Here is a 16,726-nt window from a genome sequence, read left to right on the forward strand (position 1 = left end):
CTACTCTGACCCACCCATCGCGGCTCCACCCCGAATCCCCGCTCAGCCCCGCCGTGCGTTCTGAACAGTCATCCCTCCGGGACAGTCGTCTCTATCATAGCCGGGGCGCCAAGCTGTTGGGCTCACCGAGTCGATCATCTGCAGCATCGCCATCGCCAGTATTGGCTTGCGCGGAGCCTTCACCGTCGACTACACCAACGCGTATCCGCCACTGCTCCAAGCTCTCCCCGTCGGATATCGTTCGCCGATCAATTGTGCGCCGGTTCTCCTCCCACAAAAGGCGCTGTGCGTCGGCTAGGTCCATATGCCGCTGCGTCATTTCTCCCGGCACCTGTACGTAACAGAATCGCAATCCGGCCAATCCGAGCCAGCGGCTGAAAGGTCCGCGGACCAACGCCAAGGATTGGCAGTGTTCGTGCAGGATGATTTGCACTTGACGCCGCCACCGCCCGCGCCGCAGCACCGCAGCGGTGGAAGTAACCGCTATCGCCTCCGCCTGCCATCCAAGGGGGTTGAACCAGTGCGCGTTCCTGCCGGCGAGCATATAGTGTTCCGAATCTCCTGCGCCGTCGAGACTCTCAGCGAGGAACCGTTCAGCATCCTCCACTCCCAGGTCGGGAACGAAGCACCAGAGCATGCGCAGGACATCCTGCCGGGTCCCCGCGGGGATAGTCCATCCCCGCCGCCACGTGTCCACATCCAGCGCAGAACGTGCCACCACCACCTGTAGGCGCCACCAGTCAAAACGACGCCACAGTAATGGCTGAGATAGAATCACGGCATGGACCCGCCCCGGCAGGAGGGTACGTGCTTTCCGGGAGCCGAATCCGGCCCGCACTTGCACTCCGGCAGGAGCAAGGCGCACCTCACAGCCCCACTTTCTCGCCACGTTGCCTAACCCGTTCCATAAGGCGGTCGCCAGAATAACAAGCAGGGGGACAATTGCCGTCACGGAGAAGGCATCTGCCAACCAGAGTGAAAAAAGGACCGATAGCACGCCCACCACCGCAGATCCCGACAGCAGCGATGTCACAACCAATCGCCCGGTAGGTAACCGGTAGGTGATGCGCTCGGAGGTATCGTCCAGTTCCACGCTCTCCGGAATTCGTATGGTTTCTCCGGCCCGTGCCTGGGCGCTGACATGCATAATCGTCGCGCGTAGCGCTTCACAATCGGCGCGCCGCAGCAAACCGAGCTCGATCGTCTGCGCGCCCGCACTTGCGACCAGTACGCTTCCCTGCCCGATCAACCGGGCGAAGAAGCGCTGCGTAACGTCCACTGTTTGTACACGATCCCAGCGCATGTGCAGGTGTCGCTTAATCAACACGCCACGGCGCAAGTGAATGCCATCTTCAACCAGTGCGAACCTCGTGAAATGCCAGATGACTGCGCCGCATACCGCTGTTACCGCACCGACGGCGGCAAGGATCCCAACCGCACGCCAAATCCAGACGGTGCCGAGGTGAATCAGCCAGTCCCACACATCCGCATAGACGCTGTCGCCTTCCAGGAAGCCCTTGAAAATGGCGAACAGGGCAACAACTACAAATCCCCACAGTTTGGCCACAGAGCTGAGCGGCGTCGCGTATGAAAACGGCCGCCAGGCATCCGGCGGGACCGATTGCATGGCTGCTCGATCACCCGCGCCAGTCGGGAACCCCTCTTCCACCTTTCGGCTCGCACCCGTCGCCGGATTTGGCTCATTGACCAGGTTCTCGCCCGGCACGGCATTGTCTCCAGAGTTCACAGTCCCTCCATCCGGGACGATCCGAGCCCGGTGAGCTTCTCACGCAACCGTTGCGCTTCGGCGACCGTCACCCCGGGGATTTGCCCATTCGAGGCCACCGACGCGGTCGTCAACTGCACCTTGGCCAAACCGCGCCGTGCAAGTAGCGGCCCGCCGTTACGTCCACGTGTTGCATCCGCCCGTAGGGAATGACATCTAGGCGTTGCCACATGACACCGCGGCGGATCACCAGCTCGTTGTCGAGTTCCGCATAACCGATGGCACGCACCTGACGCGGCAACAGGGCACACCGCCATCCCACAACGATCACGAGAAGTGCCGGAAAGACCCATGTCCACGGATAGCTGCCCCACAGAGTCAGGCACAGCGCGACAAGCCCGGCGAGCAGCGGGATCGCGGCAGCAATCCACATTTGGAGGCGGACGGCGATCAAACCAGGGTCAACGGGCCGAAACTCAAGCCCCTCTCCGAGTGGCGTTCTGGTCATGTCTACAGTGTAACGAACGCGCGCCTGCGCTTCCCCAGCCGTCCGTGCCACCGCGCCAGGACACCTCATAAACTACTGCAAGACACCACGTTCCGTCGGCCTGCGGCTGCCGCCATCCCCAAGCGCACACCAAGCCTCCACAACGACGCCAGCTACCACGAGCAGCAGACTCGCCACGGCGGTCCACAGGCTCGCCGTCGCCTGCCAATGCAAATACGCGGATCCGCGATCCTCCATGCACGCCACGGCAAAGGCTCCTGCCGCTCCCGCAAGTAACGCACCGGTCCGGCTGGATGCCTGGGCAAGGGCGGCAACAGGAGCCGACTGAAGTGCGGAGAGCCGACTCCGCCTCCCCGCACGGCCGCGCCGCACCTGCCAGCCAAGGGCAAGCAAGAATACGGCAGCCGCAGCGACAACAACCGGCAGGAGTAACGGCAGCCGCACCAGGGGAACCCCGCCCGCGAACATTGCGATTGCGAGAAGGGCGCCCAGTGCCACGCCGACAACTGCACAGCACACCAGCATCCACCACGTAGTGCGCCGCATTAGCACCTAACCCTCAATCGCGTTCCGCCTTCGGACCGGAAGGGGCCCGCCCAGCGCTGCGAGTGTCCGCCTCATGTGGCGAGGCCGCCTCATGCACCGCGGGCGGTTCGCCACCCGCAGGGCCGCTGGGCCGCTCAGATTCGCCCGGCAAGCTTCCATCACCGGAACCGACGGCTGCGTTGTCCAACTCGGTTGGCCCGGCAAAGCGGTCAGCACCCGCCTCTGCTGCATACAGCCTTTCGATCCGCTCGCGAATAGGCACTCCGCCCAGGGAAGCGTCCGGTTCAATGCGCGCCCAGGGCTCCAACACGAACAGGCGCCATGCCGCCCGCGGATGCGGGAGGAGCAGACGCGGATAGTCGGAATCGATACCGGCAAAATCGATAATGTCAATATCCACCCGGCGAGCGCTCCACCTCCCGTGGCGCACTCGCCCGCACCGCACCTCGATGCGTTGCAACTCATCGAGCAATTGGAGTGGCGACAACGCGGTGTCCAGGGCCAACACCGCGTTGAGATAATCAGGTTGCGGCGCCTGCCCGGGTGCAATCTGTGCCTTTGTCAGCATGAACGGCGAAACGGCGGTCACGTGCACGTCGAGCTCACGGATCAGCGCAATGGCATGGTCAAGCGTGGCCCGCCGCTTTCCGAGGTTCGCGCCGAGGGCGACGACGGCGTGCCGTATTCCGGCATCGTCGTCGAGAAGCGGTCCGCGACGCCGGAGGGTCACCGAGGCGTCGGCAAAAGGAACATCAACCGGCGCTTCCGGTTTGTGGACAGTGACTTCCACTGAGAGCGCGCCGCGCCCCAGGATCCGGTCGGCGATGCGCTGTGCCAGGGTCTCAATAAGAGCGGCGTGCTCGCCGGTAATCACTGCCACCGCGTCGCGCGCCGCATCACCATAGGAGATTGTCGACTCAAGCGCGTCGTGCTGCCAACCTGCACGCACATCAACTTCCATGGCAATATCCACAACGAAACGTTGCGGTGTGGAGTGTTCCTCCGGATACACGCCATGGCATCCCATCGCCGATACACCGCTAATACGAACCGTGTCAGTCATTGGATGCCTCCTTTTGCCGCCCGGCCGCACGCAACCGAGCCTCGGTGAGCACAGCGGCACGTGAGGCCGCCACGTCATGCACTCGTACACCCCACACGCCCAGTTGTGCGAAGTAGCTGGTCAGCGCGGCCGTCGCCGCGTCTCGATCCTCCGGCTCACCACCGTCAGTCACCTCGGCCAGAAATCGCTTCCGTGACACACCGACCAGCACCGGCGCTCCGAGTGCTAGCACCGCTTCCATATGTGCAGCCAGATCCCAATTCTGGTGCGCGACCTTGGCGAAGCCGAAACCGGGATCCAGTATGATCTGCTCGCGCCTGACTCCCGCGGATATGGCACGTTCCATGGCCGCAGCCAGTTCTGCAGCCACCTCTTCTGGCACCGAATCGTACTCGGCCATGCTATCCATGCTCTGTGGCATACCGCGCATATGCTGCATGATGTACGTACACCCGGTAGCCGCGACCGCCGAGAACATACTCGGGTCGCCAGCCCCGCCGGTCACGTCGTTAATGATCGATGCTCCGGCATCAGCCGCCCGCCGAGCCGTATGGGCGTGGTAGGTGTCAACCGATACCACCGTCTCTGTTTGTGCCAGTGCACGCACCACGGCACCGATGCGATCCCATTCTTTCTGGGCCGACAACGGCGTAGCGCCGGGTCGAGTCGATTCTCCACCGATATCGATAATATCCGCGCCCTGCCTGATCAGTTCATATCCCCGTGAAATGGCATCATCGACGTTCATCCATGCTCCACCATCGGAGAAAGAATCCGGGGTCACGTTGAGGATACCCATCACAAGGGTCCGGCCCGGGTATCGAGGAACTCGAGTCACTGCCATATCGCCTCTCGCTTTCGTCCGTCTGGTCGGATGGCATCACCACTACGGCGTCGCCTCATCGCCGAAGCCACCGGCCCGAACACCTTCCGCGCTACTGCGAGTTGATCAGGCTCATGGCCTCCGCACGGGTGGCGGAGTTGCGCATAATGCCACGGACCGCCGAGGTGATGGTCCGTGCCCCCGGTTTGCGAACACCGCGCATTGACATGCACAAGTGCTCCGCTTCGACGACGACGATGACGCCACGTGCTCCTAGTTTACGCACAAGTGCGTCTGCAACTTGGGACGTCAGACGTTCTTGGACCTGCGGACGACGCGCATAGCCCTCAACCAGCCGCGCGAGTTTGGACAAACCGGTCACCTTCCCGTCCACACCCGGTATGTATGCCACGTGCGCCACTCCGTGGAAAGGCAGCAGATGGTGCTCGCACAGGGAATAGAGCGGAATATCCTTGACCAGCACCATCTCCTGATGGCCGATGTCGAACTGTGCCTCCAGCACCTCGTCGGGGTCGGAATGCAGTCCGGACAGCATCTCACGCCAGGCACGCGCAATCCGCTCCGGGGTATCCCGCAGACCGTCACGCTCGGGATTTTCCCCGATGGCGAACAAGAGGTCCCGTACCGCGCGACGGACGCGCTCTTCGTCGTATGCGCGCACCGCTCCGGCTGGAGTGTCAGTCATCGCGCACCTCGGTTTCGGCTCCGGCAGCCCCCACCTGCTCGGTAGAAGACGATTCCCACTTCCGCCGCTGCGGCGCCAGCCGCACGGCGGCGAAGATCTCTGTCAACTCGGCCTCCAGCACCGTTTCTTTCTCGAGTAAACGCTGTGCCAAAGTATCCAACACGTCGCGATTCTGCGTGATGATACTGCGCGCCTCCGCATGGGCGTCGTCAATTAGATGCCGCACCTCGACATCTATTTGCCCCGCCAAGGCGTCAGACAGAATTGGTTGGCCTTCGCCCGCTCCCGCAGTAAGGGGATCACCCTCGGAGGTGACGGTACGTACCGGCCCGATACTGGAGGTCATACCGTATTCGGTGACCATGCGGCGTGCCACCGACGTGGCCTTCTGAATATCGTTGGCCGCGCCGGTGGAGGGGTCGCCGAAAATAATCTCCTCGGCCGCACGGCCTCCCAATGCGTAGGTAATCTCATCTAACAGTTGACTACGAGAGTGCGAGTAGCGGTCCTCCTGCGGCATGACCATCGTGTACCCGAGCGCACGACCGCGCGGCAGAATCGTCACCTTGGTCACCGGATCGGTGTGGTGCAGAGCGGCGGCAGCAAGCGCATGCCCAGCTTCGTGGTAGGCTGTCATACGTTTTTCTTCGGCATTCATCACCCGCGAGCTGCGCTGCGGCCCGGCGAGCACCCGGTCGATTGCCTCATCCACATCGTCTTCAGTGATTCGCTCGTGTGAATTACGCGCCGCCAGTAAAGCTGCTTCATTCAGGATATTCTCCAAGTCGGCGCCGGTGAATCCAGGGGTGCGGCGGGCAACTGCCGCCAGATCGATATCGGCCTCCAGGGGCTTGCCCGAGCATGTACCGCAAGAATCGCACTCCGCCCGTTGAGATCGGGGGAGTCCACGGCGATCTGCCGATCAAAACGCCCGGGGCGCAGCAGCGCAGGGTCAAGCACATCGGGCCGGTTCGTCGCCGCGATCAAAATGACATTCGCACGCTCGTCGAAACCGTCCAGTTCTACCAACAGTTGGTTGAGAGTCTGCTCGCGTTCATCGTTGCCGCCGCCAATACCGACCCCACGCCCGCGGCCGACGGCGTCGATCTCGTCCACGAAAACGATAGCCGGAGCTTGCTCCTTCGCCTTATTGAACAGCGAGCGAACGCGCGAAGCTCCCACTCCCACAAACATCTCTACAAACTCGGAGGCGGAAATGGTAAAGAAGGGCACGCCTGCTTCTCCGGCAACCGCCCGGGCAAGCAGTGTCTTCCCGGTGCCGGGCGGACCATACAGGAGGACGCCACGTGGGATTTTCGCCCCCAGAGCATGGAAACGCTCCGGCACTCTAAGAAACTCGGTGATCTCCTGTAGTTCGGCGACGGCTTCGTCCTCTCCGGCGACGTCGCCGAAGGTGACGTTTGGCCGATCCCCCTCCGGTGTGCGGCGGTCACGTAAATTGCCGAGCCCTCCCAACCCCGACTGCATTTGCGAGGTGATGAACACGAAGAAGGCGACAATGATGAGCAGTGGCACCGCCATGACGACGATTGACGACCAGATCGAGTCCACCGGCACCACCGAGTTGTAGCCGCGGGTTGGCTTGGCCGTAGCGACTAATTTGGCGATCTGATCCGCCTGCGCATCCACGTATTGGAATGTCACCCGTGTACCGACAGAGTGGGTTTCACCCTTCTCATCCATGGATTTTGTTGGCGCCGTCAGCCAGAGCCGCACCTGCTGGGTGCCGTCGGTTATCTCGGCGCGCGTGATCTTCGCCGTTTCCAGTAGTGCGATCCCTTCGGAGGTGGTAACCGATTTGAAACGACGCGCGTCCGAGGTCACCCACAACGCAACCACAACTGCGACGACGGCGGCCACCACAGTTACGGTGAGAAGACGCAGACGAAGGCGACGTCGTTTCGCCTTGTCATTCTTTCCCTGCTTGCCACCTCCACCATGTTCTAAGGACCGACCCGCCTGAGATTCCGGATCGGCTTCCTCCGGCTTGCTGCCCGCGGGTTGATCGGAGTCAACGACACCCGGGCTCTCTACCGATGTCGGGGCACCCGTTGTAGCCACCGCTGCTGCCTTCCCCTCAGCCTCGGTGTGGGCGGTTTCCTGTGTCATTCAGCCTCCGTAGACGTGCGGAGCTAGCGTGCCGACAAAGGGCAGATGCCGATACCGCTCCGCGTAATCGAGGCCGTAGCCGACCACGAACTCGTTAGGTATGTCAAAGCCTACGAAGGCTACCGGCAGATCAACAACCGCCGCATCCGGCTTGCGCAGCAAGGTGGCGATGCGTACCGAGTCGGGCTCCCGCGATTCAAGATTGGATTTCAGCCAGGAAAGCGTGAGGCCCGAATCAATGATGTCCTCGACGATAAGCACATCACGCCCCTGAATGTCCGTGTCTAAATCCTTGAGGATACGCACCACACCGGAGGACTTCGTACCCGAACCGTAGGAGGAAACGGCCATCCAATCCATCGTCACCGGGGTGTGGAGCTTGCGCGCCAAGTCTGCCATTGTCATAACAGCGCCCCGCAGCACGCCTACAAGAAGAACCTCCTTTCCCTGATAATAGTCGTCGATTTGCGCGGCGACGGCGTCGAGTCGCTCGTCGATTTCCTGGGCGGTCAATAGCACCTTGGCGAGGTCTTCGCCCATATCCCGTGCGTCCATATGAACCCTCTAACGTCCCTTCACACGTCCTGCCGATGGCCTGTCCACCGGGTCAACACCTTCCAAGCCTACGCCGTCGAAGCAGATCCGCCCGTCTCTTTGCACAGCACGGACACCACCGGGCAGATCAATTCCGCGTCCACCACCGGCACCCATCACCAGATCATCCAGGTGGGCAAGGTGCCATGTGGAGAGCTCTCCGGCGCGGGCCCCTGCAGCCAGCGCTGCCAGGCGAAGCACGCGTGTACGGATTGCCACCGGCAGGGTCCGTAGGTATGTGATGGCGAGCTGCCCGCCCATTCCTGTGCTCTCGCGCTGCGCCCACACGTCGAGCGCGGTACCGTCGTCGCGCAACTGTCTCGCCGTCCGTCCAAGCGCACCCACAACCCCCGGACCGAGGGCTCGCGAAAGCTCTGGAAGCACCCGGTGGCGGATTGCGCTGCGCCGTAGCACCGTGCCATCGGCAGCCCGCCAATTCGAATCAAGGTCGTTCGTCGGATCATCTACCCAGTCAATATCTGCTGATCGCAATCCGTCCCGCAGATCCTCACGCTGGAGTTCCAGGAGTGGACGGAGGGCGATCACATCTTCTGCCCCCGGCAGCGCTCCGACCACCGGCATCCCCCATATCGAACGTGCCCCCGCGCCGCGTGCCAGGCCGAGCAGCACAGTCTCCGCCTGATCGTCGGCCGTATGACCGAGAAGCACCACAGCCGGGGCCCCGTCCGTGCCCGCCAACGAACGCGCCGCATCCGCCAAAGCTGTGTAACGGGCGGTGCGCGCCGCTGCTTCCGGACCTCCGGGTCCGGATACGTCTACGGTTCGGACCAGTCCTTGTTCGACGCCGTATTGCACCAACCACTCGGCCACCTGCTCAGCCTCGGCGCGCGAATCAGAACGCAGCCCATGATCCACCGTCAGGCTCACCACCGGAAAGCCATTCCGTGCCGCAACGAAAAGCACAGCCTGGGCGAGTGCCATGGAGTCGGAGCCGCCCGATACAGCTAGTAGTAGTCGGCGGCCGGTCGGCACATCGGCGTCAGACAAGGCCTGCCACACGGCCCTGCGAGCAGCGGCCACCACCGGATGCGGACCACTCATATCAGCTAAGCACCCGGTTGATCCAGGCCTGCGGAGAATCGATCTCGCTGCGGCTGGGAACGTTCAGCGGGTCTTCCCACACCATGTTCAGCCCCTCATGCCCCACCTCGTCGACCACGGCGGCGACGAATGCCACACCATCCGAATACTGGGCGAGCTTCGCGTCCAGTCCAGTGATATGGCGTACGAGTTTCTGCAAAGGGTTTGCTGCGTCGCGACGGCGGCGCAGCGCGGCCATTAGGCGGCGCCTGCCAGGCAGGACGGCATAGGGCACATGGTTCATCACGTATTCGGCATGCCCTTCCAGCAGGCTCATCACTGCGGCGATCTCCGCGCCCACACCCGCATCGAAGTCAATTCGTGCAGCGTTTTCGTAAGTTTCGAGTAGCCGGTGGGCGCGAGAGAGCAAATAGTCCAGCAGCCAGGGCGCGGCGTTGAACTGCACGGCATGGGTCAGTTCATGGATGCACACCCACAGCGCAACATCGCTCTGCTTGAGATCGAAGTCCTTGGCGAACACGTGTAGATTCGGCGCCACCAGCAGGAGCCGTCCCGGTAGGCCGCAGAAGGGATCGTACTGGCCGAGAACCGAGCGGGAAAGCGGAGCCAACCCGGCTGCAAACTCCACCGCCTGTAATCGGGAGGACAACGGGCCCGCCGACTGTTCCAAATATGGTTTGAGCACGGATCGCGCAGACTGTGCCGTTGCAACCGACCAACGCGAACGATCTACTACGTACACGGGAGTGTGTGCTGCAGCGTGCGCGGCTTCACCCAGCCCGGTTACATCTCCGACGATCCTCGGGGCCTTCGTCGCCTGCGAATGCAGTTCCGCCACCAGCGCTTCGCCGTCGCCCGGCTTGATGGCAGGAAGTCGGCCGGAAAGCAACGCCGATACCTGCCCCACAATCCGCGTATTCATTTCTGCCATGGACCTACCGTACCGGTTTCCCGCCCTCGACAACGAGTTCTTCGCTCCGCGCCATACTGCGAGGCAGGGTCATCGAGAGCAAACCCACCGGCGGCCCCGGTCTGACCCTCGCATTCTGCGGCGAAAAAGCTCCCGCCTCACAATCGGGCAACGGATGTCATGAAGTCATCGATGGCGCGTCGCGCCTGCGTCACAGTTCCTTCCTCTACCTGGTCTATCAACACGGAGAATTCGAGCAGTCGCCCATCCGTGGTCAGGAGGAATCCGGATAACGACGCCGCCGTGGTCAGTGTTCCCGTTTTCGCATGGATGCGCGCACCCATATCCTCGCCGCCGTAGCGATCATCGAGTGTTCCGGATAGCCCGCTCACTGGCACCCCGGACGCAATGCTCTCCAGTACGCAACCATCGCACCGGTACACATTGTCCACAATCTCCAGCAGCAATCCGGTTGTGAGTTTGTTCGACGGCGACAGTCCGGAATTGTCTGAAATGACAACGGAATCAAGGCCATAACCGAGTTCGGTCAGCGCCTCGCGTGTCGCCTCAGCCGCACCTTCGAAGCTCCCTTCCTTCCCGCGTTCAAGCGCGACCAGGTGCCCGAGAACGTCCGCAGTCGTGTTGTCGGAATCTGTCAGTGCAAAATCGACGAGCTCCCGTACGGTGGCACTGCGAACCTCCGCCAGCTCATCGGCGTCGTCCGGCGCAGTTTCACGTCCCGATACTGTCACCTCGATCCCTTGCTGTGTCAATGCGTCGGCGAATATCTGCAGTGCTGACAAGTCGGCATCGCGCGTATAGGCTCCCACCTCGTTGCGCGACTGCATCACCGCAATAGGACGCATCTCCATGATGTAACCCGTATCGGAACCCGTGATATCCGGATGGTAAAGCGGGCCGGAGAAAAGCGAGGAGTCCACCGCTAACGTCACACTCGTTACTCCCCGTTCTTTCAGCGCGGCAGAGGTATCGCGCGCCAGGTCTCCCAGCCCGGACCGCCCCTTGACTGCCGCCGAGTCTCCTTCTGCAGCGGCTAGCAACGTGTCACCGCCGCCCACGAGGTAGACGGTGGTGCCGGAGAGTTTCGTCGTCGTCGGCAAAGTTGTATCGGGGCCGAGAGTCTCCAACGCAACGGCGGCGGTCACCAACTTCATATTCGACGCCGGCGTGCGCGCCTGGTCGGCGTTATGCGAAACGATAGTCTCTCCCGTCAGGGCGTCAGACATCTCGACGGAGACAACGCCGGTGACCCGTGGATCTGCCTCGAGCTCGGCAATGGCCTCTTCAATATCACCGGCCGATGGAATTGGAGCGGCGGCGTCGAAAGAGGGCAACATTGGGTTGGACACAACGGTGTTCACACTCGGATACGGCAGGGGATCCGGAACGGTAGCACGCGTTGTGAGCATACCCGGGGTAAGATCGTATGCATCCGCAACAAGGTACCCGGCAACGAGTGCCAGCACGGCAGAGAACGCCACCTGTGTTCGTCGTTTCACAGGCCAAGTCTCGCACAGTAGACCTCGGCCCGTGGTCTCTACGGCGAGTGAGCCAAGGATGTCCCGTCGAAGGAGGAGACGCAAATGCTTGAATTCGATGTCACCATCGAGATCCCGAAAGGCAACCGGAACAAGTACGAACTGGACCACAAGACAGGGCGAATCCGCCTGGATCGCATGCTGTTCACCTCAACGCGCTACCCGGACGATTACGGTTTTATCGACGACACGCTTGGTGAAGACGGCGACCCGTTGGACGCCCTCGTACTGCTGGAAGAGCCGACATTCCCCGGCTGTGTGATCCGCTGCCGCGCACTGGGAATGTTCCGCATGCGCGACGAGCACGGCGGCGATGACAAGGTTCTTTGCGTCCCTTCGGGGACCAGCGAGCGTCCTGGCGCACGGAGATTGAGGATGTCAGCGAATTCCACCGCCTCGAAATCCAGCACTTCTTCGAGGTCTACAAGGACCTCGAACCGGGTAAGTCGGTGGAAGGCGCCCACTGGGTAGGACGTCTCGAGGCCGAGGCGGAAATCCAACGCTCCTACCAGCGCGCGATTGACCAGCACTATTACGAGCACTGATTCATCGCTTGCGGCGGGCGGCGGGCGGCTTTGCTCGGTGTAGGGCCTTGACTTTCATGGCGCGACAGTGATGCGCACCCTCTGGCTGTCGCCGATGCGGTCTAGATGTAGTCTAGCGGTCGCCGACGTAGCCCCATGACCTTCCGTACCACCGACTTCTTCCATCACAGGGCCTCTTCATCTTCCGCAACATACACCCGCTTCGCGGCACGCGTCCCACAGACAGAGCAGTCCCAAATGGCTGAGGGTGCCCCACAGATACGTGGGGCTGTTCGTCCTCTGCGACGACGGCCTTACCGGACCGTCCGGCTGCTCCACGGATATGTGGGACCGTAGCACCCGTTCGGCCAGTCTATTGTTGTTGTTCGTCTTCGCGGGGTGGCCGCCAGTACAGCAGGGGGGCGGGAGAACATTTCACGACGGGTGGCTTCCTCGGCCTCACGCCGCTCACGCTCACGGATGCTCTCGGCACCATGGCGACTCAACCACACCGCATCCAAACGCTTGAGCGCTTCCTCCTTGCGGCGTTCCTCTTCCTGCGGATCCGGAACCTCCCGACCACGCATAGCAAAACGCACCTCCGGACTCCACTTCCGCTCCCGCTCATCCTTCTTCCGACCAGCACCACGCACACCAAACTGCTGTGTCTGCCCGCCCCGGACGCCGCCCGTACCGGCTCCACGGCCAGTCCCAGCACGACCACCAGCAGGCTGTCCACCACGAACACCGGTTCCACGACCAGACTGCTGTACTTGACCGCCGCGAACGCCCGTCCCACGGGCACCTGTTCCGCGGGCACCGGTCTGCTGGGCCTGACCACCACGAACGCCACCCGTGCCACGCATACCGGCCTGCTGGGCTTGGCCGCCACGCACACCACCAGCACCGCGTGCCCCGGCCCCGGTTCCACGGGCCCCGGTACCGGTGGCTTGTTGGGGTTGGCCTGATAAGGGGATACGGGTGGGGCGCATGCCCATCTGCTGCGCATTACTCCACCGCACACCAGATGCCGCACCACGAGCCAACCCCGCCGCACCAGCAGCACCCGCAGCCGCACCCGCCGCACCACCCGTGGGGTTGTTGTTGTCTTGGAAGGAGAGACGTCCGGCTTCCCGGACCCGGTCCATCAAATCCCCCTCACCCGGACCATACAAGTAGCGTGCTTCTGCGGAATCAGCTCGGATCATCCTGCCTTGTGGAGTACCCACCATGCCCTCCACACGTTCACCCGCATACCACGAAAACATCCACGCCAAACTCCCAGAAACACCCACACCCGCCGCAACCGCACCCACCGACGGAACAACAGACCCACCACCATCCGACACGTCTAGGTCTGGGTCCGTGTCTGTCGGGCGGCCCTCCGCCAACGCCGCCGCATACGACGCCCCACCATCAGAGGGCAGGCCCGTCACCGACGAATCCACACCAGACGACGATGGCGGCATGTAGGTCACATAGGACCGCGGAGCCGCCTTCTCCGAGCGGGGCAGCATACGAATCGCGCGATCCACCTCCTCACCCACATAATCCACCATCCGCCCAGCTTTCTCCTCAAACCCACTATCCCGAGCCTCATAGGCGGCAGTGACATGACTCATACGTGCGTCAATAACCGGTGTTGTCAACCCCGTCGGATCCGCAGACTGCACCCGATGCATCGCCCGTGACTCCTGCGCATACGCCCCATCCGAGGCCTGCGTATCCGCACTAATCTCCTCATGCGCCTGCCGCGCCTCCACCACAGCATCACCAACAACTTTGCACGAGTCACTCATCGCCTTGGTGTCGTCGGCATGCCGTCCAATCCGGCGCCGGATACCCTCCATCGACTCCCGGAACGCCTCACCCGCCGCGCCACGAATCCCCAAATCATCCGGATTCATCCGCCGACCAATCGTGCCCCGCAACCCCTCAAAACCCTCACTGATGTCACCAAGCTTTCGCGACAATTCAAAGGCTTGGTCCGGGTCGAATGCAGCAATATCCTCCAGGCGCCTGCGCTGCTCCCTACTCGCCATGATTATCTCCGTTCTCTTTAGAGATCACGTCTCATCCACCCTGCCACTATCTGCTGCCGGGTGCTACCAGCGACCCTACAACCCATCCCTACCCGTCCGCTATGGGTATCAATACCCACACCATAGACTTGACAAACCCACCCTCCCATGATCTCAACAACAACCAGTAGAGTGAGACGTCCCGCGCCTGCTCACACTCGAGACCTGCACGATGCGGATAAACCTGCAACAATCAATACAACGACCAGACCAGACAGGAGAACCCCTATGACCACACCACCGCACACGAACACACCGGGTCCCATCAATCCGGGTCACCAGTCACACAAGACGCAAACACCAGCCCCAACCAGCCACACCCCCGACCCCACTCAGAGCGCTACCACTCCTACCGCCACTCGGCAGGGCCTACCCGGCTGGGCGTGGGCAGCCATCGGCTGCCTCGTCGTGGTTGCCGTCGTGGTCGCCGGGGTCATGATCGCTGGACGCAACCACGCCACACCCACACCGGTCCCCAGTGGTAACACAGCCGGCCCCGCCCCCACGCCGACCACGACCACACCGGAACCAACCGTTTCACCGACGTCCGAGGCTACACAGATCGGGGACTGGAGTGTGGAAGTCTTAGAGTACAAACCCGATGTCACCGACTATTTGACCACCTACGACCCACCCGTAGAGATCACGATCGAGGGCCACCGGCACCTCGGCATCAAACTCCGCGTCACCAACACCGGAGACAAGGCCAACGCCTTCACCGAGCTCGGAGAACGCCTCGACGGCATCGAGAGCGGGGGCCAGCCCTGCAGCCGTACTATCTTGATGTTGGAGTCAGTTACCGCGGAGACGACTACCTTTCAGATGTCCGCTACCTGGAACCCGGTGAGTCTGGGGAAGGCTGGTTGTTCTACCAAGTCCGCGGCGACTTCGAGCTCACCACCATCGAAATGCAAGACCGCCGCGACCCGAACAACAAGACACCCTGGACCAGTGTCCCCTTCCCCGCACCAACAGAGACGACGTCAACACCAACCACCACCCCATAACCCCAACCCCACCTACCGCCGCGACACGGCCACACCACGACCTGGCCTGAAGCGTCCGGGATTGTTGGGGGTTTGGTTGGTGTCTGGGTTGCTTCGCGGGTGTGGGGCTGGGAAGGGTGTTGGTTATGGCAAGGTTGTATAGTGAGCAGTTCATGGCTGATGCGGTTGTGCTGGTTGAGTCAGGGATCAGTCGGGGGTATGTGTGCGTTGATCTGGGGATCTCTCGGTCCTTGCTGCAAGAATGGATCACGGAGGCTTGCTTGGATGTTCATGGGATGAGCTCGTCAAGCGATCTGGCGGTTGTTAAAGAGATGTGTGCTGCACTCAAGCGGATCCGGGAGCTGGAGATGGAAAATGTGGTGCTGCGTGTCGTGGCGGCATATTTGTCTCAGGGGTGATCCGCCCAAAAGGATGTTCTTGACCGTGGAAGTGCTAATTGCTGAGGGAAAGGCGACCTTGATGATCGCGGCTTGGGTACTGAAGTTTTTTCGCCAAGCTTTTTGTAAGTGGCTACATGACAAGGTTAGTGCCCGGGAAAGGGAAAGATGCTGAGATCTGCGAGGTGATTCGTGAGGTCTACAGTGATGATCCCGGATTTGGCTACCGGTTCATTGCCGACGAGTTTGCGGATCGTGGCTATCGGCTTTCAGAGCGACGCGTATGGCGGTTGTGCTCGAAGATTCAGGTGTTCTCGGTGATTACCAGGTGTAGGCCGCGTGGGAAGAAGTCGGGTGCTCCGGTCCATGATGACCTGTTTGAGTGGCACTTTGATGCTGATGCTCCAAATACTGCGTGGGTCACGGATATTACTGAGCAGTGGACTGTCCAGGGAAGGCTCTGCCTGTGTGTGATCAAGGACCTGTGCTCGCGCGGAATCGTGGGCTATGCGACCAGTTCGCGGGTGAAGGCGTCCCTGGCGGTGGCAGCGCTTGATGATGTGATGAGGAAACGAGGTTACCCACAGGGAGTGATCGTCCACTCGGATCGGGGCTGGCAATTCGGTTCGAGGAAGTTCCGCGCTGCCTTGAGGGCCTACGAAGCTGTCGGGTCGATGGGCAGGGTTGGGGCGTGTGGGGATAACGTTGCGATGGAATCGTTCTTCGCCCTCGTGCAAAAGAATGTTCTCGACCGCAGGTCCTGGGCCAGCCGCCGCGAGCTCTCGGCCGCGATCACCCACTGGATCAAACGGACATATCACAGGAAAAGACGTCAACGAGCGCTGGGCAAGTGAAACAACACTGGAACCAGCCGCGTCCCACGCGGCCTAACAATCAGAAGGAAAACTGCCAACCAAACCCTCAACAGCCCCCGTAGGCGCTGTAGTTCTCACTGTGAATCCGCCCCAAGCTCGTCGACCAGAAGCTGATCTCGTCGTCTCCTCGCACTGGGCGGACGGGCCTTGGCGGCACGGTAGCCCCGGGCGGTGATGAAGCCGCCCTCAAGGTAATTATTCAGTGTCCGGCAGATAGGCACGGGCCCCGAAACGA

General features: G+C 61.9%; 14 protein-coding genes and 2 pseudogenes. 4 read left to right on the top strand and 12 right to left on the bottom strand.

Annotated features, from left to right (window positions below; genetic code table 11):
- Positions 1-94: 94 nt before the first annotated feature.
- The 11 genes and pseudogenes from DDD63_RS09820 to DDD63_RS09870 all read right to left on the bottom strand — a co-directional run bounded on the left by DDD63_RS09820 (position 95) and on the right by DDD63_RS09870 (position 11,588).
- Positions 95-1,747, bottom strand: coding sequence for a PH domain-containing protein (locus tag DDD63_RS09820; protein ID WP_108716214.1), 1,653 nt, complete (start codon positions 1,745-1,747; stop codon positions 95-97).
- A 109-nt stretch (positions 1,748-1,856) separates the two neighbouring features.
- Positions 1,857-2,234 (bottom strand): PH domain-containing protein, encoded by a 378-nt coding sequence (locus DDD63_RS09825; RefSeq protein ID WP_164505518.1) that lies wholly within the window; start codon positions 2,232-2,234, stop codon positions 1,857-1,859.
- 72 nt (positions 2,235-2,306) lie between these two features.
- Entirely contained in the window at positions 2,307-2,780 is a 474-nt protein-coding gene (locus DDD63_RS09830) for a DUF3180 family protein (RefSeq protein ID WP_108716216.1), read from the bottom strand.
- A gap of 13 nt (positions 2,781-2,793) precedes the next feature.
- Positions 2,794-3,843, bottom strand: coding sequence for a 2-amino-4-hydroxy-6-hydroxymethyldihydropteridine diphosphokinase (folK, locus tag DDD63_RS09835; RefSeq protein ID WP_108716217.1), 1,050 nt, complete (start codon positions 3,841-3,843; stop codon positions 2,794-2,796).
- Positions 3,836-4,687 (bottom strand): dihydropteroate synthase, encoded by an 852-nt coding sequence (folP, locus tag DDD63_RS09840; RefSeq protein WP_240611253.1) that lies wholly within the window; start codon positions 4,685-4,687, stop codon positions 3,836-3,838. The genes folK and folP overlap by 8 nt, the downstream gene beginning before the upstream one ends.
- 91 nt (positions 4,688-4,778) lie before the next feature.
- Positions 4,779-5,372, bottom strand: coding sequence for a GTP cyclohydrolase I FolE (folE, locus tag DDD63_RS09845; protein WP_108716219.1), 594 nt, complete (start codon positions 5,370-5,372; stop codon positions 4,779-4,781).
- A pseudogene (ftsH, locus tag DDD63_RS09850) lies at positions 5,365-7,277 on the bottom strand (ATP-dependent zinc metalloprotease FtsH). Before ftsH ends, folE begins: the two are co-directional and overlap by 8 nt.
- Before the next feature lie 225 nt (positions 7,278-7,502).
- The gene (gene hpt, locus DDD63_RS09855; RefSeq protein ID WP_108716220.1) at positions 7,503-8,057 is read right to left on the bottom strand and encodes a hypoxanthine phosphoribosyltransferase; all 555 of its coding nucleotides are present in this window, start codon (positions 8,055-8,057) and stop codon (positions 7,503-7,505) included.
- 9 nt (positions 8,058-8,066) lie between these two features.
- Positions 8,067-9,158 carry a tRNA lysidine(34) synthetase TilS gene (gene tilS / locus DDD63_RS09860; RefSeq protein ID WP_108716221.1) on the bottom strand — a complete coding sequence of 364 codons (1,092 nt, stop codon included), beginning with the start codon at positions 9,156-9,158 and terminating at the stop codon, positions 8,067-8,069.
- A gap of 1 nt (position 9,159) precedes the next feature.
- Positions 9,160-10,089 carry a zinc-dependent metalloprotease gene (locus DDD63_RS09865; protein WP_108716222.1) on the bottom strand — a complete coding sequence of 310 codons (930 nt, stop codon included), beginning with the start codon at positions 10,087-10,089 and terminating at the stop codon, positions 9,160-9,162.
- Between the two features lie 137 nt (positions 10,090-10,226).
- Complete coding sequence (locus tag DDD63_RS09870) at positions 10,227-11,588, bottom strand: D-alanyl-D-alanine carboxypeptidase (RefSeq protein ID WP_125482500.1); 1,362 nt, start codon at positions 11,586-11,588, stop codon at positions 10,227-10,229.
- An 84-nt stretch (positions 11,589-11,672) separates the two neighbouring features.
- On the opposite strand from DDD63_RS09870, the pseudogene DDD63_RS09875 reads away from it, so the two are divergent.
- Positions 11,673-12,172, top strand: a pseudogene (locus tag DDD63_RS09875) (inorganic diphosphatase).
- 293 nt (positions 12,173-12,465) lie between these two features.
- On the opposite strand, the gene DDD63_RS12060 reads toward DDD63_RS09875, so the two are convergent.
- Entirely contained in the window at positions 12,466-14,193 is a 1,728-nt protein-coding gene (locus DDD63_RS12060; protein WP_125482501.1) for a hypothetical protein, read from the bottom strand.
- Between the two features lie 902 nt (positions 14,194-15,095).
- On the opposite strand from DDD63_RS12060, the gene DDD63_RS12290 reads away from it, so the two are divergent.
- From DDD63_RS12290 to DDD63_RS09895, 3 genes are all read left to right on the top strand, one after another.
- Positions 15,096-15,239, top strand: coding sequence for a hypothetical protein (locus DDD63_RS12290; protein ID WP_164505519.1), 144 nt, complete (start codon positions 15,096-15,098; stop codon positions 15,237-15,239).
- 125 nt (positions 15,240-15,364) lie between these two features.
- Entirely contained in the window at positions 15,365-15,637 is a 273-nt protein-coding gene (locus DDD63_RS09890; RefSeq protein ID WP_108716226.1) for a transposase, read from the top strand.
- Positions 15,638-15,753: 116 nt separating this feature from the next.
- Positions 15,754-16,470 carry an IS3 family transposase gene (locus DDD63_RS09895; protein WP_108716227.1) on the top strand — a complete coding sequence of 239 codons (717 nt, stop codon included), beginning with the start codon at positions 15,754-15,756 and terminating at the stop codon, positions 16,468-16,470.
- The last annotated feature ends 256 nt before the right edge of the window (positions 16,471-16,726 follow it).

The organism is Actinobaculum sp. 313, assembly GCF_003073475.1.
GTDB lineage: Bacteria > Actinomycetota > Actinomycetes > Actinomycetales > Actinomycetaceae > Asp313.

Excerpts from the sequence above, each read along its gene's own strand:
- DDD63_RS09825 (WP_164505518.1), bottom strand. The coding sequence starts at position 2,234 with ATGACCAGAACGCCACTCGGAGAGGGGCTTGAGTTTCGGCCCGTTGAC.
- DDD63_RS09830 (WP_108716216.1), bottom strand. The coding sequence starts at position 2,780 with ATGCGGCGCACTACGTGGTGGATGCTGGTGTGCTGTGCAGTTGTCGGC.
- folK (WP_108716217.1), bottom strand. The coding sequence starts at position 3,843 with ATGACTGACACGGTTCGTATTAGCGGTGTATCGGCGATGGGATGCCAT.
- folP (WP_240611253.1), bottom strand. The coding sequence starts at position 4,687 with ATGGCAGTGACTCGAGTTCCTCGATACCCGGGCCGGACCCTTGTGATG.
- folE (WP_108716219.1), bottom strand. The coding sequence starts at position 5,372 with ATGACTGACACTCCAGCCGGAGCGGTGCGCGCATACGACGAAGAGCGC.
- hpt (WP_108716220.1), bottom strand. The coding sequence starts at position 8,057 with ATGGACGCACGGGATATGGGCGAAGACCTCGCCAAGGTGCTATTGACC.
- tilS (WP_108716221.1), bottom strand. The coding sequence starts at position 9,158 with ATGAGTGGTCCGCATCCGGTGGTGGCCGCTGCTCGCAGGGCCGTGTGG.
- DDD63_RS09865 (WP_108716222.1), bottom strand. The coding sequence starts at position 10,089 with ATGGCAGAAATGAATACGCGGATTGTGGGGCAGGTATCGGCGTTGCTT.
- DDD63_RS12060 (WP_125482501.1), bottom strand. The coding sequence starts at position 14,193 with ATGGCGAGTAGGGAGCAGCGCAGGCGCCTGGAGGATATTGCTGCATTC.
- DDD63_RS09890 (WP_108716226.1), top strand. The coding sequence starts at position 15,365 with ATGGCAAGGTTGTATAGTGAGCAGTTCATGGCTGATGCGGTTGTGCTG.
- DDD63_RS09895 (WP_108716227.1), top strand. The coding sequence starts at position 15,754 with ATGACAAGGTTAGTGCCCGGGAAAGGGAAAGATGCTGAGATCTGCGAG.